Raw genomic sequence first — 22,395 nt, forward strand, 5'->3', positions numbered from 1 at the left:
TCAGTACTCATCAATTCGGTTCAGCGGTATTGGGCAAACACACCGGCCAACGGCGCCGTCGACTCGCGCAGAACAATACTCGGCGTCACGATGCGTTGATCGATCGGCAATTGGGGTGTCGCAATTCGTCGCAGTAAAATCTCGGCCGCCATCTCTCCCAGTTGCAGGATCGACTGGCCCACCGTGGTCAGCGCCGGGTACACGTACTGGCTCATTTGAATATCATCGAACCCGATCACCGACAGCTCACCGGGCACGCGGATATTACGTTCGGCAGCCGCGCGCAATACGCCGAAGCCGATCATGTCGTTGCCGGCAAAAATCGCACTGGGGGGATTATCCGCCAGCAATTGCGCTGCCGCCGCGTAACCACCGGTGCTGGTGAAGTCACTCTCCAGCACACGACCGGCCGGCACTTCGAGCCCCGCCTCGGCCAGCGCGCGGTAGTAACCCGCCATACGCATCTGCGCCACGCGGGTATGGCTCGGGCCACCAATGCAGGCAATGTCGCGGTGCCCCAAATCCAACAGATGACGGGTCGCCAGGTAGGCGCCCTGTTCGTGGTCGATGCGCACGAGGTCCACATCGATCCCGTCCAGCGCGCGGTCGACGATGACCATCGGCGTACGCACCGCTTTCAGGCCCGTTGCCAGGCCGCTGTCATCACCGCCTACCGAGGTCACGATCAAGCCGTCGATGCGCTTCTCCAACAGCACCCTCAAGTAGCTGCGCTGCTTTTCGGCATTATCGTCGGAGTTGCAGAGGATCACGCAATAGCCGTTACGCTCGCAGTAATCCTCGATGCCCCTGGCCAGTTCCGCAAAATACGGGTTGAGGCTGTTGGGCACCAACAGGCCGATGGTCGCGGTAGTCTTGGCCTTCAGCGATCGCGCGACCGCACTGGGTACATAGTCGAGCTGCTTGATGGCCGCCTCGACCTTGATCCGTACCGGCTCGCTGACCGGGCGCGTCTTGTTCACCACATGGGACACCGTGGTGTAGGAAATCCCCGCAAGCGCCGCCACATCCTTGATCGTTGCCATGGCTCAGGCTCGCCGACTGGCGCGCTGGCTGCGGTAAGTATCCAGCACCACCGCAATCACGATCACGGCACCGGTGATGATACGTTTGGTCGGTTCGGTGGCGCCAATCTGCGCCAGCCCTGCCGCGAGTACCGAGATGATCAGCACGCCGAAGAAGGTACTGATCACCGAGCCGCGCCCGCCCATCAGGCTGGTACCGCCGATCACCACGGCGGCAATCACTTGCAATTCCAGGCCGGAACCGGCGTTTGGATCCGCAGCTTCCAGGCGCGAAATCTGGAACAGTGCCGCCACGCCGGCCAGCAGGCCCATCAGGCTGAACACCAGGATCTTGTAGGGCTTTGGATTGATACCCGCCAGACGCACGGCCTCTTCGTTGGTGCCGATGCCGATCAGGTAGCGACCGAACACGGTACGCGTCAGCACAAGCTGCGCGGCGATGATCACCAGCAACGCGATGATGAAAGAAGGCGAAATCCCGAAGGCCACCGGGTTCGACAGCCAGGCAAACGAATCACCAATGTAGGCGGTGCGCGAGCCGGTCATCTGGTACGCCACGCCGCGGGCCATTTCCAGCACGCCCAGAGACACGATGAACGACGGGATGCGCCACGCCACGGTGATGGAACCGGTGATAGTCCCGGCCAACGCGGCGCAGCCCATGCCCAGTATGGCTGCCGGCAACACGCTCCAGCCCCAGCCGAGAATCGCTACGCTGACGGCCGATGCGGCCAGGGCCAACACAGACCCCACCGACAGGTCGATACCGCCGATGATCAGCACGAAGGTCATGCCCACCGCCAACACCATCAGGTCGGGAATCTGGTTGGCCAGGGTGCTGAAGGTGTCGTACGAGAGGAAGTGGTCACTCAGGAACGAGAACAACGCGATCATCGCCAGCAAAGCACCGGCCAGGCCAAGGTAAGTGCCCAGGCCGTAAAAGTTGCCGCCACGTTTTGCAGGGGAGGAAATGGTTTTCATGGGGTATTCCTAGGCGCTGCGTCATTGAGCAGCGCATCACGTTTCTGATAGCCGGCAAAAGCAGCGGCAAGCAATTCGTCCTGGGTCCAACTGTCGCGCTCGAAGGTCTCGATCAGGCGCCCGGCGGAAAGCACGCCGATGCGGTCGCAGATCAGCATCAACTCACGCAGGTCGCTGGACACCACCACCAGCGCCTTGCCCTGGCGGGTCAGGTCGCCGAGCAGCGCATAAATATCGAATTTGGCGCCAACGTCGATGCCCCGGGTCGGCTCATCGAACAACATCACTTCGCAGTCGCGCTCCAGCCAGCGGCCAATCACCACCTTCTGCTGGTTACCGCCCGACAGCTCCGACACCAATTGCGCCGGGCTGGAACTGCGGATGCGCATGGCGTCGACCTGGCGCTTGGCCAAGGCGGTTTCGTCACGACTATTCACCAAGCCACCGCTGGAGACCTTCGGCATGTTGCCCAGGGCAATATTGGCGCCGATGGATTGCGTCAGCAGCAGGCCTTCGCCTTTACGGTCCTCGGTGATCAGGGCGATGCCATGACCGACCGCGTCGGCAGGCGAACGAATGCTGACGACTTGCGCGGGTGTGCCCAGGGCCACGGTGCCGCTGTCGGCGATATCGGCACCGAAGATCAGGCGCAGCAATTCTGTACGGCCAGCGCCGATCAAGCCGGAGATGCCGTAGATTTCACCGGCACGCACTTCAAAGGACACGTCGCGGACCTTGTCCGAGCGGGTCAGGCCTGTGACCGTCAACAGCGGCGCGCCGATGGTGCGCGGGCCCAGGTCGATTTTCTCGCCCAGTTCGCGGCCCACCATCAGCGTGACCAGTTGCTCACTGTTGTAGTTGGCCATCGGCTCGACACACACCAGCTTGCCGTCACGCAGTACTGCAATGCGCTGGGCGACACGGGCAAGCTCTTCGAGCCGGTGGGAAATATAGATAATCGCCACGCCCCGGGCCTGCAGGCGGGTGATTTGTTCAAACAGCATCTCGACTTCACGGGCGGTCAACATCGCCGTGGGTTCATCGAGGATCAATACGTGGCAATCGCCAATCAGGTTGCGGGCAATTTCGACCATCTGTTGGTGGCCGATGCCGAGGCTGCCGACCAGAGTGTCCGGGTCGATGGCGTCCAGGCCAACTTGCGCCATGGCTTCAATCGCGGCCTTGCGCAGTTGCTTGCGGCTGATCCAGCCACCGTGGCTGGGCAGGTTATCGAGGAACAGGTTTTCGGCGACGGTAAGGGTCGGCAACAGGTTGAGCTCCTGCATGACCATGCGGATGCCCTGCTCTTCAGCCTGGGTCCGGCTGCCCGGCGTGTAGGCCTGGCCATTGAACTGCATCTGGCCGTCGGTCGGCGTGACCAGCCCGCCGATGATTTTCGACAGGGTGCTTTTCCCCGCGCCATTTTCACCGGTAAGCGCCAACACTTCCCCACGATTGAGCGTCAGGGTGATGTCGGACAGAACCGGTTGGGCATAGGTCTTGCCGATACCGCTGACCGAGAGGACAGCGTTCGGTGCGGAAGATGACATAGGAACGTCTCCAGGCGTCCGCTCGAGTGAGCGGACGCTGTTTGGTGCTGCCGGGGAATTACTTCTTGAGGACGAGTTCGACCGGGGTTTCGATTACGCCGTCTTTGGCGTCGACTTTTTCACCCTTCACCAGCTTGAGCGCGTTCTGGATACCGAACACCGCTTGCTGGGCAGCTGCCTGGTCGGCGGTCGCCAATACGCGGCCGTCCTGCAGCATGGGTTTAATGGCTTCGATGTTGTCGTAGCCCACGACCAACACCTTGCCGGCCTTGCCTGCCGCACGTACGGCAGAGACAGCGCCCAGCGCCATGTTGTCGTTACCGGCCAACAATGCCTTGAGGTCCGGGTATTCGCTCAGCATGGCGGATGCGACTTTCTGACCCTGGTCGATTTCCCAGTTACCCGACTGGGTGGAGACGATCTTCATGCCGGCGGCGTCCATCGCATCTTTGTAGCCTGCGGTACGCTGTTGGGCGTTGGTGGTGGTCGGCACACCTTCAATGATGCCGACCTTGTCACCCGCAGCCAACTGCTTGGCCAGATAGTCGCCCACCAGCTTGGACCCTTTGCGGTTATCCGGGCCTACAAACGGGATATCGAGGTTTTTGCTTTTCAGCACTTGCGGATCAAGGCGGTTGTCGATGTTGACGACCTTGATGCCTGCATCGGAGGCTTTCTTCAGCACAGTGACCAACGCCTTGGAGTCCGCAGGTGCAATCACGATGGCGTTTACTTTGGCGAGGATCATCTGGTTGACGATATCGATCTGGGCACTGGTATCGGTTTCGTTCTTGATCCCGTTGGTGATCATGTCGAAATCGGCGGCGTGTTCTTTCTGGTAAGACTTGGCGCCGTCCTGCATGGTGACGAAGAATTCGTTGGCGAGGGATTTCATGACCAGGCCGACCTTGGGTTTGGCGGCGGTCTCGGCAGCAAATACAGAGGAAAGAGGCAGGGCAGCGGATGCGGCAGCAAGCACAGCGACAGCAAGAAGACGTCCAGCGAATGGCAGCTTCATGGGTTCACTCCGATCTTATGATTATTGTGAGCAACGCTTGCACCGAAGAACGCTTCGGCAGCCATCCCACCCGGGCGACTGATACGAGCTTTCACGACACGCCAAGAGCAGCCCGTGAAACATCTCGCAAACGTTTGCGTTAGATCAAACTATGAGAAGCTTGTCGGGATTTGTCAACGGGAGAAAACAGCCTTTTGATGAATCCGCTCTACGCCCTGCCCTCGCAGCCATTGGCTGTCCTCCCTAAACATCGATGCCGCTTGATCGTTCTCTGAAACGACAGGTCGCGATGTGCCTTCTGCGTTTAAAACCAAACTTTTCCGTCATCCTTTTCGGACAACCGAACATTCGCACGCCGTTTTGTTCGGAAAGCCGGACAAAAGACGAAGTCCCTTGCTTAAAAATCAAACAAATATAGATATAAATCAATAGGTTAAATTCTATTACCAAACAAAATACCGCTGGTACAAATCCTGCTCTTACTCAGCACCTCGCGGCGTACAGAACCGCCCGGGTGTTTCTAGATGAACCTGCATCAGCACTCATCAAAAACTAGAGAGAAGAATAATGAAATCTGCGTTGAAAACTTTCGTCCCGGGCGCGTTAGCCCTCCTGCTGTTGTTCCCTGTTGCTGCTCAGGCAAAAGAAGCTGAAACCCAGCAAAAACTGTCCAACGTGGTGATCCTTGCCACCGGCGGCACCATCGCCGGCGCTGGCGCCAGCGCAGCCAATAGCGCGACCTACCAGGCCGCCAAAGTCGGCATCGAACAACTGATCGCCGGTGTTCCTGAGCTTAGTCAGATCGCCAATGTACGCGGCGAGCAAGTGTTGCAAATTGCCTCCGAAAGCATCACCAACGAAAATCTCCTGCAACTGGGTCGCCGCGTCGCCGAGCTGGCCGACAGCAAGGACGTCGACGGCATCGTGATCACCCACGGTACCGACACCCTGGAAGAGACTGCCTACTTCCTCAACCTGGTGGAAAAAACCGACAAGCCAATCGTCGTGGTCGGCTCGATGCGCCCAGGCACCGCCATGTCGGCTGACGGCATGCTCAACCTGTACAACGCCGTTGCCGTCGCCGGCAGCAAAGACGCCCGCGGCAAAGGCGTGCTGGTCACCATGAACGACGAGATCCAGTCGGGTCGCGACGTCAGCAAAATGATCAACATCAAGACTGAAGCGTTCAAGAGCCCATGGGGCCCGCTGGGCATGGTGGTGGAAGGCAAGTCCTACTGGTTCCGCCTGCCAGCCAAACGCCACACCATGAACTCGGAATTCGACATCAAGACCATCAAAAGTCTGCCGGACGTCGAAATCGCCTACTCCTATGGCAACGTAAGCGACACCGCCTACAAGGCCCTGGCCCAGGCCGGCGCAAAAGCCATCATCCACGCCGGTACCGGCAATGGCTCAGTATCGTCCAAGGTGGTGCCAGCCCTGCAGGAACTACGCAAGCAAGGCGTGCAGATCATTCGTTCTTCCCACGTGAATGCCGGCGGTTTCGTTCTGCGTAACGCCGAACAGCCTGACGACAAATACGACTGGGTAGTTGCCCATGATCTGAACCCGCAGAAAGCCCGCATCCTGGCCATGGTCGCCCTGACCAAGACCCAGGACAGCAAGGAACTGCAACGGATGTTCTGGGAATATTGATCGCTCCCAGGCCCGGCCGGTAACGGTTGGGCCATCCCGCTCGTGGCGCACCGCGAGCGGGTCCAAATTCCCCCGCTTTACCCCCCGCGCAATAAACCGTTGAGAACCAAAGCCCTCCTACACCAAATCGGCAAAACCACTGTCAGAAGAACTTCTTGGATTTTAAGCAGTTGCGAAATTGCCCACAGTTAAATACTGTATGCACGTACAGCCTAATAAGGAATACTCCGTGGCAAAGCCCTCTTCCGCAGCACCCGCAGCGCCTGACGCCTACCAACGCCTGGCCGTTCGCGTGCAAAAAATCATCAATTCCACCAACGCTCAAAAGAACAAGGCGGCGCTGATTTTCCGTTTACCCGAGGAACCGGAAGACGAATGGGCACGACTACTGGAGGAAATCGCAGAAAACGACAACGTCACCCTCGCTTATCGCGATGACGGTGGCGTGCAGATTTTCTGGGTTGTGCCGAAGGAAGATTGAGTCAATGAGTGCCCGTTTTATCAGTCTGTTGTTTGTGTTTTTTGCTGTCACCGCTCACGCCCAAGCGCCCAAGACGTTCAGCGAAGCCAAGAAAATCGCCTGGAAGCTGTATGAACCGCAATCCACGGAATTTTATTGCGGCTGCAAATACAACGGTAACCGGGTGGACCTGAAAGCCTGCGGCTATGTCCCGCGCAAGAACGCCAACCGGGCAGCACGCATTGAATGGGAACACATTGTTCCGGCCTGGCAGATCGGCCATCAGCGCCAGTGCTGGCAGGATGGCGGGCGCAAGAACTGCACCCGCAAGGATGCGGTGTACAAGCGCGCTGAGGCCGACCTGCACAACTTGGTGCCGAGTATCGGCGAGGTCAATGGCGACCGGAACAATTTCAGTTTTGGCTGGCTGCCGGTACAAAGCGGGCAATATGGATCGTGCCTGACCCAGGTGGATTTCAAGGCCAAGAAGGTTATGCCCCGCCCGTCCATTCGCGGGATGATCGCCCGTACGTACTTCTATATGAGCAAGCAGTATGGCCTGCGCCTGTCGAAGCAGGACCGCCAACTCTACGAAGCCTGGAACAAGACCTACCCGGTACAACCCTGGGAACGCCAGCGCAATCAAACCGTGGCGTGCGTGATGGGGCGCGGCAATGAATTTGTCGGCCCGGTGAACTTGAAAGCCTGCGGTTGAATGTAAAAAGCGGGAGCGCCATGGACTCCCGCTTGCCGATCCTTTACTGCGCAACCTTGTGTTCGATGACCTCGGACACGGTGTCATTTTTCTTCGCAGTGGCGAGTTTCTCGGTCAACTGCACCTGCTTGGCCTCTGCCTCGGCCTTGGTGCTGAACGGGCCCAACAGCACCTGATCCTTACCGTCTTCCTTTGTCAGATAGAAACTGAAACCGTGTTCCAGCAACCACGCGGTCAGGTCAGTTATCGCTTGCAGCTTGTGATCCGGTGGCCCCACCCATACATCCCACTCTTGAGCGGCGATCGCACCGGCCGCTGATTGGGCCTGGGCGGGCGCCTCGGCAACGGCGGGCCTGGCCTTGGGGGCATCGACACTTTTACCTTCACCGCAACCGGCCAATGCCAACACCGCAATTGCCATCGCTACTTTACGCACTACCCTGCTCCTTAGAGGATCAAAGAGGCGACTTTATCATTCACTGTCTATTCTGGCCGTCATAAACGTTGGCTTAAACAATGCGAATCATGTATCGCAGACCTGTATGATGGCGGCATGGGAATTAATGCCGCCTCTATGCGTCCTAAAAGAGGCAGCCACAGGGAAGCGCTTCGCAGTAAGCTACACACATCCGACATCTGCCCTGTCTGAAACATGTGTCCTTCAAAGCAATCAAGGAGAAGTCCATGCTGATACTCACCCGCAAAGTCGGTGAAAGCATAAACATCGGTGATGACATTACTATCACCATCCTGGGCGTTAGCGGCCAGCAAGTAAGAATCGGCATCAATGCTCCAAAGGACGTTGCCGTGCATCGCGAGGAGATCTACCAACGTATCCAGGCGGGCCTGACGGCTCCGGATAAAAACCAGACACCTTGAAGCGCCTCCAGTAGCCAGCCCTTTCGTTCACTGTAACGGCTGGCGAAAACCTCCTTTAGCCTGCTCGCGGCTTCCCGTGGCCAGCGCGCCCTATTCCCTTATTCCAGCGCCAGCCCACTGTTACCCCAGGCCTACGCCACGTGCCATTCCCGTCGCTGCAATCATCATCAGCACCACCAGCAACGCCTGCAGGTGGCTGATGCGCGCAAAAAGACCTGCCTGGTGCAAATCGAGATGCGCGCCGCGAGCCAAAGCGATGCGCCATTTGATAAAGCGGATCATCGGCGCGAGCTCCAGTAACAAAATTAATACCAGCAGCGTCATCTTCACGTGAAACAACGGCTGGTGCAGGTAATAATCACTGCCTTTTTCATAGCCGCCAAACGCCCGCAGGCCACCGGTTATCAATAAAATCAGGGCGCTGACGCCCCAGATGTTGTCCGTGATCAATACGCGACGCACGGTGGATGGTTCACTCTCCACCAGGCTGCGCAAGGCCTTGCCGCGGGCTAGCACAGCCGACAATGCCATAGCGAATGCCAGTAAATGGACGGCGGCAAGAAACCACTGAACGAACATAAGGCGTACTCCCTTTGCATGACGGAAGGCAGGAACCCTTCACAGTAATAGCCGCTGGGTGCCCTTTACGCATGAAACAGCTTGCATACAAATGGAACTTGTTGAGTTTTCCAGAGCCGAATCTCGTGACAAATCTTTTACAGTCTGCAGCGCGCCAAGGAGCACGTTGATGAGGCGTCCTGATAAACAGCCTTCTTTATCCAAGTCCTGGACGATCGCCGGGCTGATCGCCGTGGTCTTTTTCGGACTGGAGTATGCCGTGCGGTACGAAATGGAGGGCATCTCCGATAATGCCTACTCCTGGTTGGACCTGACGCTGTTCCTGGGCGCGTACTTGTTTGTCTTCTGCCTCCAGCCCCTCCAGGCTGCCATTCATCGAAAATTGTGTCGACGAGCCCCTCACAGTGATCGCCGGAAAGCCTCGTCCTGACCGTCTGTGGAACCGTCCGTTTATGAAGAAGGCCGATCCGGTTAACCGGATCGGCCTTTTTTACGTCAGGCGCTGCAGGTGCAACAGCCCGGCTTCGTCCCGCAAAACCTGTAAATGCTCGTACCCGGCAATCGAGGGGTGTTCCGTGACCATAGGCGTATGGTGCGTCGAGGTCACCACCATCACGTCGGCCCCCGCCGCCTCTGCGGCACGAATCCCGACGCTGGCATCTTCAAACACCAGGCAGTCCTGCACCGGCACTCCCAACCGTTGGGCACCGAGCACATAACAGGCCGGATCCGGCTTGCCGCTGGCGACATCCTCCGCGGTGACCAACACCGCCGGTGGGTTGATCCCGGCCGCCTGCATACGGCGCAGAGCCAATGCCTTGGGTGCGGACGTAACCAGCGCCCATTGATCCCCGGGCAGCGCGTTGAGAAACTCCACCGCGCCGGCAATCGCCACCACCCCTTCTACATCCTCGAGTTCAGCCTCGGTAATCCACTGCGCCTGCGCCTGCGCGTCAACCCCGGGCAATGCCTGACGGGTGATGGTATCGATAGCCCGGGCGCCATGAATGGTCTTCAGAAAGGCCGCGACATCCAGCCCGTGGCGTTCAGCCCAGGTCGCCCATACCCGTTCGGCGGCGGCAATGGAGTTCAGGAGCGTGCCATCCATATCGAACAGGAAGGCGCGGTAACGGTTGGCGAATACAGCTGAATCGCGGGTGGACACTGCTCGGTTTCCTCATGTTTTCGTCGCCCGGTCTTGGGTACTGACGAACCACTTGCCCGATGCAATCTACGGATCACCCCAAACGCTGTAAACCTTCCCGTGGTTTGTATCGGACTGTATGGGAACCCTGTCTGGATACGCGAACCCGCATTTCGCCACGCCCGGGCACACATGGCGGATACACCCCGGGGATTAACTACGACCACCAGCCAATCCGGCTGGCTCACTCGTAGGAGCCTCATCATGTTCAATCTCTTGAAAGCATCGTCCCTGGTATTCGGCCTGGCTGTCGTCGCGGGCCTTGGGCTGTCATCCATGGCGTCGGCCAACACCCACGCCGCCGCGGTCAAAGACCAGCCGTCCCATCTGCTCGCCGAGGGCGGCGCCGACCGCCTGCACGAACGCGGCCTGGCGGAAGGTGGCGCTGAACGCCTGCAGGCAGCCCGTACTGTCTGAAGGGTCACCGTCCAACAAGGGCAGCTTCCAGGCTGCCCATTGCATTACAAACTTGTCATTAAGCTGTCAGTGTTGCCAGCACCCTCACTTCATACAGTGAAGTCGTCAGTCACCCACAGCGGGTGACCCAACTTCCCACTGATAAAGAAGCGAGCCCGCCCGATGAAACCTGTAAGCAAACTCTGCCTGATCGCTGCCAGCCTGTTGATGCTGGGTGCCGGCGCCGCCGTGGCCGGCCCGATTGCACCGGTGAAAGCCAATAACGTAGTGCTGGTACACGGCTCCTGGGCTGACGGTTCCAGCTGGTCCGAAGTGATCACTCGCCTACAGGCCGCCGGCTTGCACGTAACCGCGGTGCAAAACCCGCTGACCTCGGTGGCGGATGACGTTGCCGCCACCAATCGCGTACTCGATCAACAGGACGGCCCTACCGTGCTGGTCGGCCATTCATACGCTGGCACCGTGGTCAGCGACGCCGGGGTCAACCCCAAGGTCAGCTCTCTGGTGTACGTCGCCGCCCGCGCTCCGGACGCCAACGAAGACTTCGTCGCCCTGTCCGCCAAGTACCCGAGCACACCCGTACGTGCCGGTGTGGTGGAGCACGACGGCTACCTGACCCTGAACCAGGACGCCTTCCTCAAATACTTTGCCGCCGACGTGCCCCGCGCCAAGGCCATGGAGTTGTACGCCGTACAACAACCGATCGCCAAGACCCTGTTCAGCGGCCGCACCGTCAACGCCGCCTGGCACACCAAACCGTCCTGGTATGCGGTGTCCAGCAACGACCAGACCATCAATCCGGACCTGGAACGCTTTCTCGCCAAGCGCATGAACGCCACCACCATCGAAGTGCCGTCGAGCCACTTGTCGCTGGTTTCCCACGCCAAGGAAATCACCGACCTGATCCTCGAAGCCTCCGGCCGCCAGCCCTGATCCCTTCATTACGATCTTGTCATCATCCTGTTGGTTGGCTGTTTGTGTCGCCTGGTTACTGTGAACTCACTGCCGGATACCGGCAGCCAACCCTTAAAGAGAGATACCGCCATGAAACTGTTTATCCTCGGCTTTGCTGCCCTCCTCGCCACCGGCTCGGCGTTTGCCGATACCACCCCGGTCATCCATGACACGCCCGGCTTCTTCATGCACATGGACGTGGCCAAAGTGCTGTCGAGCACCGACACCTACGGCCAGTGCGGCATTGTCCCCGCCCGCCTCGACTACCTCGACAGCCAAGGCCGCGAACACGTGCTGGACTATCAAGTACAGGGCATCGGCTGCCCCAATGACAATTGATCGGGCTACACTTGCGCCACGAAACACCGGCACATCACCAGGGCAACTCCCATGAATATCCTCGTAGTCGAAGACGAGCCCAAGGCGGGCAACTACCTGCTTAACGGCCTGCAGGAACTGGGTTACTCCGTGAGCCTCGCCCGCGACGGTGTGGACGGTTTGCACCAGGCCCTGGAAACCCCGTTCGACGTGATCGTGCTGGACGTGATGATGCCGAAGATGGACGGCTGGGAAGTGCTGCGTCGCCTGCGCAAGGAAGCCGACACACCGGTGCTGTTCCTCACCGCCCGGGACGACATTGCCGACCGCATCAAGGGCCTGGAACTGGGCGCCGACGATTACCTGATCAAGCCGTTTTCCTTCGCCGAACTGGTGGCGCGCCTGCGCACCCTGACCCGGCGCGGGCCAAGCCGTGAAGAAGAACAACTGCAGATCGCCGACCTGCAGATCGACGTGCTCAAGCGCCGCGTCACCCGCGGCGGTGTGCGCATCACCCTGACCAACAAGGAGTTCGCCTTGTTGCACTTGTTCGCCACCCACCAGGACCAGGTACTGTCGCGTTCGCTGATCGCCTCGCGGGTGTGGGACATGAATTTCGACAGCGACACCAATGTGGTCGACGTGGCCGTGCGCCGCCTGCGCCTGAAAATCGACGACCCGTTCCAGCTCAAGCTGATCCACAGCGTGCGCGGCATCGGCTACCGCTTCGATACGCAGCCATGAGTAAGCCTCGGCATTATTCCCTGACACTGCGCCTGGCGCTGATCTTTGCCTTACTGGCGTTCGCCCTGCTGGCGACCCTCGGCGTGGCGCTGTACCGCGACCTTGAGCGCGAGCTGGTCCACCGGGACGATGCCGCGCTGATTTACCGCGTCGACCAACTGCGCAACCTGCTGAACGACAGCAACACCCTGGACCTGATCAAGACCAAGCCAGAGCTGTTCCAGAACATGCTCGGCAACCGCGAATCGGTGCTGAGCATTGCCGCGCCCGGGCAGAAGCCGCTGCTGGAGGTGAACCCCGGCAACATCGACATGCCCACCGTCAAACCGGTACCCAGGGACCACACCCTGGAATTCGCCGACGTGCAGCACTTGCCCGGGGTGAATGGCGTGCCCTTCTCCACCCTGGCCGCCACCATTGATTCGGGCGACCTGGGCAGCCTGCAAGTCACCACCGGGCGCCTGATGACCGAGCGCACCGCCGTGCTCGCCAGCTACCGGCTGAGTGTCTATATCCTCGCCAGCATCGCCGCGTTGGTACTGGCGGTGGTCGGTTACCTGATGGTGCATCGTGGCTTGCTGCCGTTGCGGCGCCTGGCGGTGCATGCCCAAGGCATCGGCGTCGGCAACCTCGCCGCGCGCCTCGACAGCCAGGGCGCACCGAAAGAACTGCTGCCGATGATTGACTCGTTCAACACCATGCTCGAACGCCTGGCCAAGGGTTTTGTGCAACTGGGGCAGGTCTCCACCGACATGGCCCACGAACTGCGCACGCCCATCAACAATTTGCTGGGGGAAACCCAGGTGGCGTTGCAGCAACACCGCAGCGTCGAGGCCTACCAGCAACTGCTGGCCTCCAACGTCGAAGAGCTTGAACGCCTGGCGCGCATGCTCGACAACATGCTGTTCCTGGCCCGTACCGACCCCGCCAGCGCCCTGCGCCAACGCCAGGAACTGGATGCGGCCGATGAAGTGGAACGCATGGCCGACTACTTCGAAGGCCTGGCGGGCGATGTCGACATCCGCATCCTTGCCCAGGGCGAAGGCGTGATCTGGGCCGAACCGATGCTGTTGCGCCGCGCCCTGGCCAACCTGTGCGCCAACGCCATCAAATATGGTGCGCCGAGTTCCGAGCTGTTGATTCAGGCCACGCCCGGCGCCGAGGGCATCAGCCTGACGGTGACTAACCACGGGGCAACCATCCCGGCGGAGCACTTGCCGAGGTTGTTCGAGCGGTTTTATCGGGTGGATGAATCCCGGGAACGCTCGGCGCACTCCAATGGACTGGGGCTGTCCATCGTCGCGACCATCATGCAGTTGCACAACGGGCGCTACAGCGTCAGCAGCGAGGACGGTGTGACGTGCTTCGCGTTGTTTTTCCCGGGACGCGAAGCCGAAAACCTCAGCTGACTTGCCCACCCGCTTCAGTGATATCCACCGGGGTATTCCAGGCCGTCAGCAGCGCAATCCGCAACCCTTCAACCTGCATCGGCAATGCCATCGAGGGCGGCTCGGGTACGCGGCCCGCCACCTGTTCGGGCAGCCACGGCACATGGATGAAACCGCTACGTACCCCTGATCCGGCGAGTGCGTGCTGCAAGAGGTAGAACACCTGATTGCACACGAAAGTGCCGGCGGTTTGCGACACGCTGGCCCCAATGCAGGCCTCGCGCACGGCCCTCACCATGGCCTTGCTCGGCAAGGTACCGAAGTAGGCCGCAGGGCCGCCGGGCACCACTTCCGTGTCGACAGGCTGCTGACCCAGGTTGTCCGGAATACGCGCGTCGTTGAGGTTGATCGCGACCCGCTCGATGGAAATATCACTGCGCCCGGGGCCCAGCCCGACCGCAATGACCATCTGCGGGCGATGTTCGGCCAACAGCTGAGCCAGGCGCTCGCCCGCCGTGGCAAAAGCACAGGGTAACTGCCGCGCGACAATCCGCACATCAGCGCCCAACTGCACACCCTCCAACAGGCGTACCGCCTCCCAGGACGGGTTGATAAGGTCTTGGTCAAACGGTTCGAAACCCGTCAGCAATACAGTGCGCATTACAGCCTCACATCAGCAGGTAAAGCAGGACAATATTGACCACCAGCATCATCAACGCGGTCGGCATCTGCGCCTTGATCACCGCGTTTTTATCCGGCAGCTCCAGCAACGCTGCCGGGACAATATTGAAGTTGGCCGCCATGGGTGTCATCAACGTACCGCAGTAACCGGAGAACATGCCAATGGCGGCCATCACCGCCGGGTTACCGCCGTAGATACCCACCAGCACCGGCACACCCACGCCGCCGGTCATCACCGGGAAGGCGGCAAAGCCATTGCCCATGATCACGGTAAACAGCGCCATGCCCAACACATACACCATCACCGCTACCAGCTTGTAATCCAGGTTGATGTAGGTGGTGGTGATGTGCGCCACGGCCGTGCCCACGCCCGCTTCGTTGAACAACAACCCTAGCATCGCCAGCATCTGCGGCAGCACCATCGCCCAGCCCAGTGCTTCGGTCAGGCGCCGGGATTCGCGAAGGGCTTGCACCGGGGTGTCCCGCGTCAGCCAGCAGGCCAGCGCCAGTGCAATCAGGCAGCCGATGCCCAGGGAGACAAAGGTGGTGTTCTTCGGGTCCAGCAGCGGCACGCCGCCTATTTCGGTGTGCTTGAGCAGCACCGAGCCAATCACCGTGGTCAACGGAATGGCCAAGGCCGGGATAAACAGTTTATGCCCCAGGCGACCAGCGCTGGCCCGTGCGGCCTTGTCATGCAACTGGGCATGCGCGCCGCGGCCTACGCCGCCCAGGCCCGCGATGAGCGCCATCACCACCACGCCCACGCCGACCACTACCGAGGGCAGACGCTCCCCCACCAGGAACGGAATGGCAAACAACAGCCAGAACAACGAACTCGACCAGCGCTTGGGGTGGGTGCGATCCATCAGGATCATCCCGGAGGTGATCACCAGCAGAATGCCAGCCAGCCAATACAGGTATTCAATGGAAATGATCATTGCACCGACTCCGACTGCTTGGCCGGTGACAGCTCTCGGGTCAGCATTCGGTCAAAGCGATGCAAGCGGATGGCGTGAATAATGAATGCGCAGATCGCCGTCGGGATGCCCCAGACCGCGATGTGCAGAGGCTCGACATCAATCCCCGAACCCAGCAGGAAGGTGTGCATCAGCGCAATCGCACCAAAGGCGACGAAGATATCCTCGCCAAAGAACAGCCCCACGTTGTCGGTCGCAGCACACATGGCCAGGACCTTGTGGCGAAGCTTGTCGGGGAGTTTGCCATAGCGTTTTTCCGCCGCGCCTTCCGCCATCGGCGCCAGCAACGGGCGCACCATCTGCGGGTGCCCGCCCAGGCTCGTCAGGCCCATGGCCGCTGTGGATTCACGCACAAACAGATAGATGATCAGCAAGCGCCCGACCGTGGCCCGCTCAAAGCGCGCGATCCAGTTTTGCGCATGCAGGCGCAAGCCATGGCGCTCCAGCAAGCCGATGACGGCCAGGGGCAACAACAGGATCAATTGCAAGGCGCGGGTCTGGAGGAAGCCGTCGCCCATGGTGGCGAGGATCTTTTCCAGCGGGAAGTGGGCGGCAAACCCGGTGGCAATCGCTGCCGCCGTGACGACCAGCAGCGGATTGAAGCGCAACACAAAGCCGACCACGATGACGAGTACGCCAATCAGCGGCCATAGGTTCACAACAGTTTGCATGGTGGTGAGGTCCTTAAGTGCGCGCTGCGGCGCCAGTAAAGCAGGTAGTGAACAAAGGGTTCACTGCAAGAAAACGGCGTGCAGCCCGGCTCGATTTTTTATTGTTGACCTGGAAGGTCGAGCGTCAGTGGCGGCATCTTTGCTGCTTGGGGAGGGAGGTGTCCAACAAGAAAAATTGTTGCTGCAATCCAATAAAGTTTGTGGGTGTTTGAAGTGTTAGAGGGCATTTGGCAGTCATCGCTTGCCAGACGCCGGGAGGTTCAAGCATCGTAGCCGCCCCATCCGATGCGGTGGCCTCCCCCTTTCTCAATTGTTGTGGATACGGAAATTCAATGAAAACCTCCAAGGCGCTTTACGCCCTGTCGTTCGCTGTTGCCCTCTCGATGCTGGGTGGCTGTGCAGCCAAGGTAAAAAGCGGTGGTGCAGACACCCTGGCCATCCCGGAATCGGCTAAACAAAACCTGGTCGTGAGCTTCAAGGGCAACACCACTGTCGAGCAAAACCAGGACTGGCCACTGCTCAAGCAACAATGGGGCGCGGCCCTGCAAACCGAGGCGCAACAAGCCGGTTATAGCCTCAAGGAAACACCCACCATCAACACCGGCAGTGCCGACGGGGTGGGCATCACCATTAACGTCAGCAAGTTTCGTTACCTGACGGCCGGCAGCCGCTACGCTGCTGGGGCATTGGTGGGTAATGCCTGGGTGTTCTCGAAGGCTGACTTTTCCGACTTGAAATCCGGTGCACCGCTGGGCGCACGCACTTATGAAACCGAGTCATCAGCCTGGGAAGGCGTGGCGTCGGCCATGACCCAGAAGCAGGTCCAGGCGATTGCCAAGCAGGTGATTGCGGACATCAAGAACGCCAAGGCGCAGTAAGCACCTGGCGGCCTCCCTGTTGTTTGCGCTGCCGATGGCGACGCGGGGCTGAACAGGCTCAGCGTCGCCATCACTCCCGCTAAATCAAGACAAGGACGTGCACATGAGCATCTACCTTTCCCTTTGGCTGGCAGTCACCGCCGTGACCGCCTACCTCGCCAGCGAGCGCGGCAGATCAGGGCCAAGATGGTTTGCGATAGGGCTGTTCGTGCCCTTGATCCCCCTGATCGTCCTCCTGCTGATGCCACGCGTTCCCAAGACCGGTGTAGACGCCCTGGTACACGAAGACCTGCGCCCCTGCCCTGCCTGTTCCAGCCCGATCAAAGCCGCCGCCGCGCACTGCAAGCACTGTGGCGCCGAGGTAGAGCCCATCCCCCTGAAATATCGCAGCGGCTGGGTCGTGCGTCTTTCCGCCGATACCGACACAGCGTTTGGCGAGCTGGTTGCGCAGTTGCAGGCGCTCGATGTACCCACCGTGCTCGATGAAGCACCTCACGCCTTTGTCGGCCCGTTTGAGGAGAAGGCCCAGGCGCAGAATGTGCTTCGGTACTTGAAGTCCGATCATGGCCTGGACGGCCTGGTGACCTGGCGGTCTGTAGCGAGATAACGCCCTGCCATGATGCAGACCCGCTTCGCGAGTTCTTATCACGAGGATTAACGATTTATTTGACGTTTTTTTCTCATTCCCCGCTCTACATTCGCCGCGCCAAAACATGCAAATGATTCCTATTGCCCGGGAATTAATTGCATCGCCCAACGATAAGAGCCCAGGAGTTCGCCCGGCATGATTACCCGCATCCCTTCCTTTCTGAAAAAGGCCCTGTTGGCCACTGCATTGGTCAGCGCCGGACATGTCTATGCGGCGAGCGACTCGGTGGGCATCGTGGTCTACAACGCCCAACACGAAAGCCTCACCAAGGCTTGGGTTGAAGGCTTCACCCAGGAAACAGGCATTCCGGTGACCGTGCGCAATGGCGACGACACCGAGATGGGCAACCAGATCGTCCAGGAAGGCAGCGCTTCGCCGGCAGACGTATTCCTCACTGAAAACTCCCCGGCCATGGTGCTGGTGGATAACGCAGGGCTGTTCGCGCCCGTGGCACCGGGCACGCTGGAACAGGTCGGCGCCGCTTATCGCCCGGCCCAAGGCAAGTGGCTGGGGATCGCCGCACGCTCCACGGTATTTGTCTACAACCCGAACACCTTGAAAGAAGCTGACCTGCCAAAGTCCTTGCTCGATCTCGCCGCGCCAAGCTGGAAAGGCCGCTGGGCCGCCTCCCCGGCCGGTGCCGACTTCCAGGCTATCGTCGCCGCCGTGCTGGTGCTCAAAGGCGAAGCCGCCACCCTCGACTGGCTGAAGGCGATGAAAGCCAACGCCACCATCTATCGCGGCAACAGCGCAGTGCTTAAAGCCGTCAACGCCGGCCAGGTCGACAGCGGCGTGATCTATCACTACTACAGCTTCGTCGATCAGGCCAAGACCGGCGAAAACAGCAAGAACACCGCGCTGCACTATTTCAAGCACCAGGACCCGGGTGCCTTCGTCAGCATCTCCGGTGGCGGCGTGCTGGCCTCCAGCAAACACCCGGAACAAGCGCAGGCGTTCCTGAAATGGATCACCGGCAAAGACGGCCAGGCGATTCTCGAGAGCGGTAACTCGTTCGAATACGCCGTGGGCCAGGGTGCCCAGTCGAACCCGAAACTGGTGCCACTGGCGCAACTCGATGCACCGAAAGTCGACGCGTCCAAACTCGACAGCAAAAAAGCCGTCGAACTCATGACCCAGGCCGGACTGCTCTGATTGCTGCCTGAATCCCTGCCGCCGGGTATCGCGCACGCGCTGCCCGCCCATTCTGCCCGACGCTCCCGTGGCCTGTTCAAAGGCCGCGGCGGCGCGTGGGTGACCGGTTTATCCGTATGGGTCTCACTGCTGGCACTGTTGCCGATAGCCTTTGTGATCGGCGTGTCCTGGCAGATTGGCTGGGCGCAGATCGCTGCCTTGGTGTTACGACCGCGAGTGGGCGAATTGCTGGTCAATACCGTGTTGCTGGTACTGATCACCCTGCCCCTGTGCGTGGTGCTGGGCGTCGCGCTGGCCTGGCTCACGGAGCGCAGCAACCTGCCCGGGCGTCGCGCCTGGTCGCTACTGGCCGTCGCGCCGCTCGCGGTACCGGCGTTTGTTCACAGCTACGCCTGGGTCAGCCTGGTGCCATCGATTCACGGCCTGCCGGCGGGCGTGCTGGTGTCGGTGATTGCCTATTTCCCGTTTCTCTACTTGCCAGTGGCGGCGACACTGCGCCGGCTCGACCCTGCCATCGAGGACGTGGCCGAATCCCTCGGGCTAAAACCCTGGGCGGTGTTTTTCCGGGTGGTGCTGCCACAATTGCGCCTGGCGATCTGCGGTGGCGCGCTGCTGGTGGGCCTGCACTTGCTGGCCGAATACGGGCTGTACGCGATGATCCGCTTTGACACCTTCACCACGGCGATCTTCGATCAGTTCAAGTCCACCTTCAATGGCCCGGCGGCCAACATGCTCGCGGCGGTACTCGCGCTGTGTTGCCTGGCGATGCTCACCGCCGAATCCGCAGCAAGGGGCAATGCCCGTTACGCCCGTGTCGGCTCGGGCAGCGCACGGGAACAGCGAATCGTACGCTTGAAGGCGGGCACCACCGCCCTCGCCCTGGGCCTGCAAACCGTGACCTGCCTGCTGGCCCTCGGCGTGCCGCTGATCACCCTGGGCAAATGGTTGATTGCCGGTGGCCGCGAGGTCTGGCAGTTGGGGGAATTGCTGCCGGCGCTGGAGCAAACCCTGCTGCTGGGCATCGCCGGTGCGGTGCTGACGACCTGCGCAGCGGTGCCGATTGCCTGGCTGTCGATTCGTGCACCAGGCCGCTTGCAGCGGGTGCTGGAAAGCTGCAACTACATCACCAGCTCGCTGCCCGGTATCGTCGTGGCGCTGGCCCTGGTGACGGTGACTATCCACTTCGCCCGGCCGATTTACCAAACCACGATCACTGTGCTGCTGGCCTATATGCTGATGTTCCTGCCACGGGCGCTGGTGAGCTTGCGCGCCGGTATCGCCCAGGCACCGGTAGAGCTGGAAAACATGGCCCGCAGCCTCGGCCGTTCTCCTGGCCGCGCCCTATGGCTGATCACCTTGCGCCTGGCCGCACCGGGTGCCGCCGCCGGGGCCGCGCTGGTGTTCCTGGCAATCACCAACGAGCTGACCGCTACCCTGTTGCTCGCCCCCAACGGTACCCGCACCCTGGCCACCGGTTTCTGGGCCATGACCAGTGAAATCGACTACGCAGCCGCAGCCCCGTATGCGCTGCTGATGATCCTGCTGTCGCTGCCGCTGACCGGTCTTCTTTATCACCAATCCAAACGCACGGCTGGCCGATGAACGCTCTCGAACTCACCGCGATCTGCAAATCCTTCGGCACCCAACGCGCCCTGGAAAACATCAACCTGTCAGTGCCCACCGGCAGCCGGACGGTTATCGTCGGGCCTTCCGGTTCAGGCAAAACCACCTTGCTGCGGATGATTGCCGGCTTCGAATTTCCCGATTCCGGCAGCCTCACCCTCAATGGCCAGGTACTGGTGGATGAGCAGCATGAAGTCCCGGCCCATCAACGCCTGATCGGGTACGTGCCGCAAGATGGCGCGTTGTTCCCGCACATGACGGTGGCCGACAACATAGGCTTCGGCCTCAAAGCCAAGGGCGATGTGCGGCAACAGCGAATTGCCGAACTGATGGACAGCGTGGCGCTTGACGCCAGCATGGCCAAGCGTTGGCCCCATGAGCTTTCTGGCGGCCAACAACAGCGTGTGGCGCTGGCCAGGGCCCTGGCACAACAGCCACGGCTGATGCTCCTGGATGAACCCTTTTCCGCCCTGGATACCGGCTTGCGCGCGGCGATGCGCAAAATGGTCGCCAGGCTCCTGGAAGACGCGGGTGTGACCACCATTCTGGTGACCCACGACCAGAGCGAAGCCCTGTCGTTCGCCGATCAGTTGGCGGTGATGCGTCAGGGTTGCCTGGTGCAATCCGGCAATCCGATGGACCTGTATCAGTTTCCCAGGGACGAACAGACCGCCCTGTTTCTCGGCGATGCCGTACTGATGCCCGCCCGCATCGAAGGTGGCTGGGCCCATTGCGACCTGGGCCGCATCGCGGTCAACAGCCTGGGTAACCACGGGCTGGCACAGATCATGTTGCGCCCCGAGCAACTGCACATCAGCCTGGGCGAGCCAGCGACTGAAGGCTGTCAGGGCGTGGTGACCGAGCGTGATTTTGGCGGCAACACCTGCACCCTGACCGTGGCCCTGCAATCGGGCACAGGTCGATCCTTGCTGGTGCGCAGTTCCGGGCTGCAGGCACCGCCGACCGGCAGTGTCGTGCACCTCACAACCGTAGGCCGGGCACACGTACTGACGGACCTCAGTCCCAGCTAAGTGTCGTGCCGTACCTTCTCCCCTGCGCCACTTGCCGCGTACAGGAGAGGTAACCCCGATGAATGCCACAGCAGCCCGTTGGCTGAACAAAGTGCCCGAGGTGACGCTGTCATTCTGGGTGATCAAAGTAATGTCGACGACCGTGGGCGAAACCGGCGCCGACTTTCTCGCCGTCGACGCCGGTTTCGGCGTCGGCTGGACCAGCGTCGGCATGGCGACGCTGCTGGCGATCGCGCTGTTCTACCAACTGCGCACCAAGGCCTACACGCCCTGGATCTACTGGCTGACGGTGGTGCTGGTGAGCATCGTCGGTACGCAGATTACCGACATCCTCACCGACAAACTCGACGTCAGCCTCTACACCAGCACGGCGATTTTCTCGGTGTTACTGGCAGTCAACTTCCTGGTCTGGTACCGGTCGGAGCACACCCTCTCGATCCGTGAAATCGTCACCCCGCGACGGGAGTTGTTCTATTGGGCCACGGTGCTCTGCACCTTTGCCCTCGGCACCGCCGCCGGCGACCTGGCTACCGAGGCACTGGGCCTGGGTTTCACCCTTGGTGCCGTGATCTTCGCCGCCCTGATCGCCGCCATGCTGCTGGCCTGGCGCATGGGGGCCAACGTGGTGCCGGCTTTCTGGATCGCCTACATCCTCACCCGTCCGTTCGGCGCGTCACTGGGTGACTTGCTGACCCAGGCCAAGACCTATGGCGGCCTGGGCATGGGCGCCACCTGGACCAGCGCGATCTTCCTCTGCGTCATCGTCCTGCTGGTGACCGCCGCCCAAATCAGCGTCGGCCACCGTAAATCCATCACTCAATAACTCC

The 22,395-nt window shown here is 60.6% G+C and carries 26 protein-coding genes; 16 read left to right on the forward strand and 10 right to left on the reverse strand.

Translation table 11 applies throughout. The annotated features are described in order from the left end of the window. Positions 1–20: 20 nt before the first annotated feature. From BLU46_RS04575 to BLU46_RS04590, 4 genes are read right to left on the reverse strand one after another with little or no spacing between them, the layout of a single operon-like run. Positions 21–1,043 (reverse strand): LacI family DNA-binding transcriptional regulator, encoded by a 1,023-nt coding sequence (locus tag BLU46_RS04575; RefSeq protein ID WP_063031656.1) that lies wholly within the window; start codon positions 1,041–1,043, stop codon positions 21–23. A 3-nt stretch (positions 1,044–1,046) separates the two neighbouring features. After that, positions 1,047–2,024: an ABC transporter permease gene (locus tag BLU46_RS04580; RefSeq protein ID WP_063031658.1), complete on the reverse strand. Its 978-nt coding sequence runs from the start codon at positions 2,022–2,024 to the stop codon at positions 1,047–1,049. Continuing rightward, positions 2,021–3,574, reverse strand: a complete 1,554-nt coding sequence (locus tag BLU46_RS04585) for a sugar ABC transporter ATP-binding protein (RefSeq protein ID WP_063031660.1) — start codon at positions 3,572–3,574, stop codon at positions 2,021–2,023. Before BLU46_RS04585 ends, BLU46_RS04580 begins: the two co-directional genes overlap by 4 nt. 58 nt (positions 3,575–3,632) lie before the next feature. Beyond that, complete coding sequence (locus tag BLU46_RS04590) at positions 3,633–4,592, reverse strand: sugar ABC transporter substrate-binding protein (RefSeq protein WP_093199069.1); 960 nt, start codon at positions 4,590–4,592, stop codon at positions 3,633–3,635. Between the two features lie 567 nt (positions 4,593–5,159). Between BLU46_RS04590 and BLU46_RS04595 the strand changes: the two genes are divergently transcribed. The 3 genes from BLU46_RS04595 (at position 5,160) to BLU46_RS04605 (ending at position 7,423) form a co-directional block, all read left to right on the forward strand. Continuing rightward, positions 5,160–6,248, forward strand: coding sequence for an asparaginase (locus tag BLU46_RS04595; RefSeq protein WP_003219965.1), 1,089 nt, complete (start codon positions 5,160–5,162; stop codon positions 6,246–6,248). Between the two features lie 229 nt (positions 6,249–6,477). Further along, entirely contained in the window at positions 6,478–6,729 is a 252-nt protein-coding gene (locus BLU46_RS04600; protein ID WP_008438695.1) for a DUF1654 domain-containing protein, read from the forward strand. A gap of 4 nt (positions 6,730–6,733) precedes the next feature. Then, on the forward strand, positions 6,734–7,423 hold the full coding sequence (locus BLU46_RS04605) for an endonuclease (RefSeq protein WP_063031666.1): 690 nt from the start codon (positions 6,734–6,736) through the stop codon (positions 7,421–7,423). A gap of 43 nt (positions 7,424–7,466) precedes the next feature. On the opposite strand, the gene BLU46_RS04610 is transcribed toward BLU46_RS04605, so the two are convergent. Beyond that, entirely contained in the window at positions 7,467–7,859 is a 393-nt protein-coding gene (locus BLU46_RS04610; protein ID WP_093199074.1) for a penicillin-binding protein activator LpoB, read from the reverse strand. Between the two features lie 248 nt (positions 7,860–8,107). Here BLU46_RS04610 and csrA point away from each other — a divergent pair, with 248 nt between their 5' ends. After that, the gene (gene csrA, locus BLU46_RS04615) at positions 8,108–8,302 is read left to right on the forward strand and encodes a carbon storage regulator CsrA (protein ID WP_003192511.1); all 195 of its coding nucleotides are present in this window, start codon (positions 8,108–8,110) and stop codon (positions 8,300–8,302) included. A gap of 120 nt (positions 8,303–8,422) precedes the next feature. Here the strand turns inward: csrA and BLU46_RS04620 are convergent, their stop codons facing one another. Continuing rightward, positions 8,423–8,881: a DUF2214 family protein gene (locus tag BLU46_RS04620; RefSeq protein ID WP_063031670.1), complete on the reverse strand. Its 459-nt coding sequence runs from the start codon at positions 8,879–8,881 to the stop codon at positions 8,423–8,425. Positions 8,882–9,050: 169 nt separating this feature from the next. Between BLU46_RS04620 and BLU46_RS04625 the strand changes: the two genes are divergently transcribed. Continuing rightward, positions 9,051–9,311 carry a hypothetical protein gene (locus BLU46_RS04625; RefSeq protein WP_063031672.1) on the forward strand — a complete coding sequence of 87 codons (261 nt, stop codon included), beginning with the start codon at positions 9,051–9,053 and terminating at the stop codon, positions 9,309–9,311. A 60-nt stretch (positions 9,312–9,371) separates the two neighbouring features. Here BLU46_RS04625 and BLU46_RS04630 read toward each other — a convergent pair whose 3' ends face one another. After that, on the reverse strand, positions 9,372–10,046 hold the full coding sequence (locus tag BLU46_RS04630; protein ID WP_063031674.1) for an HAD-IA family hydrolase: 675 nt from the start codon (positions 10,044–10,046) through the stop codon (positions 9,372–9,374). A gap of 243 nt (positions 10,047–10,289) precedes the next feature. Here BLU46_RS04630 and BLU46_RS04635 point away from each other — a divergent pair, with 243 nt between their 5' ends. The 5 genes from BLU46_RS04635 (at position 10,290) to BLU46_RS04655 (ending at position 13,927) form a co-directional block, all read left to right on the forward strand. Beyond that, entirely contained in the window at positions 10,290–10,502 is a 213-nt protein-coding gene (locus BLU46_RS04635; protein WP_063031676.1) for a hypothetical protein, read from the forward strand. A 162-nt stretch (positions 10,503–10,664) separates the two neighbouring features. Continuing rightward, positions 10,665–11,435: an alpha/beta fold hydrolase gene (locus BLU46_RS04640; RefSeq protein ID WP_063031677.1), complete on the forward strand. Its 771-nt coding sequence runs from the start codon at positions 10,665–10,667 to the stop codon at positions 11,433–11,435. 111 nt (positions 11,436–11,546) lie between these two features. Further along, on the forward strand, positions 11,547–11,795 hold the full coding sequence (locus BLU46_RS04645; RefSeq protein WP_017478827.1) for a DUF2790 domain-containing protein: 249 nt from the start codon (positions 11,547–11,549) through the stop codon (positions 11,793–11,795). A gap of 51 nt (positions 11,796–11,846) precedes the next feature. After that, the gene (locus BLU46_RS04650; RefSeq protein WP_063031680.1) at positions 11,847–12,518 is read left to right on the forward strand and encodes a heavy metal response regulator transcription factor; all 672 of its coding nucleotides are present in this window, start codon (positions 11,847–11,849) and stop codon (positions 12,516–12,518) included. Further along, positions 12,515–13,927 carry a heavy metal sensor histidine kinase gene (locus tag BLU46_RS04655; protein ID WP_063031682.1) on the forward strand — a complete coding sequence of 471 codons (1,413 nt, stop codon included), beginning with the start codon at positions 12,515–12,517 and terminating at the stop codon, positions 13,925–13,927. The genes BLU46_RS04650 and BLU46_RS04655 overlap by 4 nt, the downstream gene beginning before the upstream one ends. On the opposite strand, the gene pcp is transcribed toward BLU46_RS04655, so the two are convergent. From pcp to BLU46_RS04670, 3 genes are read right to left on the reverse strand one after another with little or no spacing between them, the layout of a single operon-like run. Beyond that, positions 13,920–14,567 (reverse strand): pyroglutamyl-peptidase I, encoded by a 648-nt coding sequence (gene pcp / locus BLU46_RS04660; RefSeq protein ID WP_093199078.1) that lies wholly within the window; start codon positions 14,565–14,567, stop codon positions 13,920–13,922. The genes BLU46_RS04655 and pcp overlap by 8 nt on opposite strands. 7 nt (positions 14,568–14,574) lie before the next feature. Further along, positions 14,575–15,525 carry a DUF979 domain-containing protein gene (locus tag BLU46_RS04665; protein WP_063031687.1) on the reverse strand — a complete coding sequence of 317 codons (951 nt, stop codon included), beginning with the start codon at positions 15,523–15,525 and terminating at the stop codon, positions 14,575–14,577. Further along, positions 15,522–16,235 (reverse strand): DUF969 domain-containing protein, encoded by a 714-nt coding sequence (locus BLU46_RS04670; RefSeq protein WP_093199082.1) that lies wholly within the window; start codon positions 16,233–16,235, stop codon positions 15,522–15,524. The genes BLU46_RS04665 and BLU46_RS04670 overlap by 4 nt, the downstream gene beginning before the upstream one ends. 332 nt (positions 16,236–16,567) lie before the next feature. Between BLU46_RS04670 and BLU46_RS04680 the strand changes: the two genes are divergently transcribed. From BLU46_RS04680 to BLU46_RS04705, 6 genes are all read left to right on the forward strand, one after another. After that, positions 16,568–17,113 (forward strand): DUF4410 domain-containing protein, encoded by a 546-nt coding sequence (locus BLU46_RS04680; protein ID WP_017478821.1) that lies wholly within the window; start codon positions 16,568–16,570, stop codon positions 17,111–17,113. A 103-nt stretch (positions 17,114–17,216) separates the two neighbouring features. Then, on the forward strand, positions 17,217–17,720 hold the full coding sequence (locus BLU46_RS04685) for an SPOR domain-containing protein (RefSeq protein WP_063031691.1): 504 nt from the start codon (positions 17,217–17,219) through the stop codon (positions 17,718–17,720). 177 nt (positions 17,721–17,897) lie between these two features. Continuing rightward, positions 17,898–18,914: an iron ABC transporter substrate-binding protein gene (locus tag BLU46_RS04690; protein WP_093199086.1), complete on the forward strand. Its 1,017-nt coding sequence runs from the start codon at positions 17,898–17,900 to the stop codon at positions 18,912–18,914. A 3-nt stretch (positions 18,915–18,917) separates the two neighbouring features. Next, on the forward strand, positions 18,918–20,516 hold the full coding sequence (locus BLU46_RS04695; protein ID WP_093210117.1) for an ABC transporter permease: 1,599 nt from the start codon (positions 18,918–18,920) through the stop codon (positions 20,514–20,516). Beyond that, positions 20,513–21,568 carry an ABC transporter ATP-binding protein gene (locus BLU46_RS04700; RefSeq protein WP_093199091.1) on the forward strand — a complete coding sequence of 352 codons (1,056 nt, stop codon included), beginning with the start codon at positions 20,513–20,515 and terminating at the stop codon, positions 21,566–21,568. Before BLU46_RS04695 ends, BLU46_RS04700 begins: the two co-directional genes overlap by 4 nt. Before the next feature lie 58 nt (positions 21,569–21,626). Then, positions 21,627–22,391, forward strand: coding sequence for a COG4705 family protein (locus BLU46_RS04705; protein WP_093199097.1), 765 nt, complete (start codon positions 21,627–21,629; stop codon positions 22,389–22,391). The last annotated feature ends 4 nt before the right edge of the window (positions 22,392–22,395 follow it).

This window comes from Pseudomonas yamanorum (assembly GCF_900105735.1).
GTDB lineage: Bacteria > Pseudomonadota > Gammaproteobacteria > Pseudomonadales > Pseudomonadaceae > Aquipseudomonas > Aquipseudomonas yamanorum.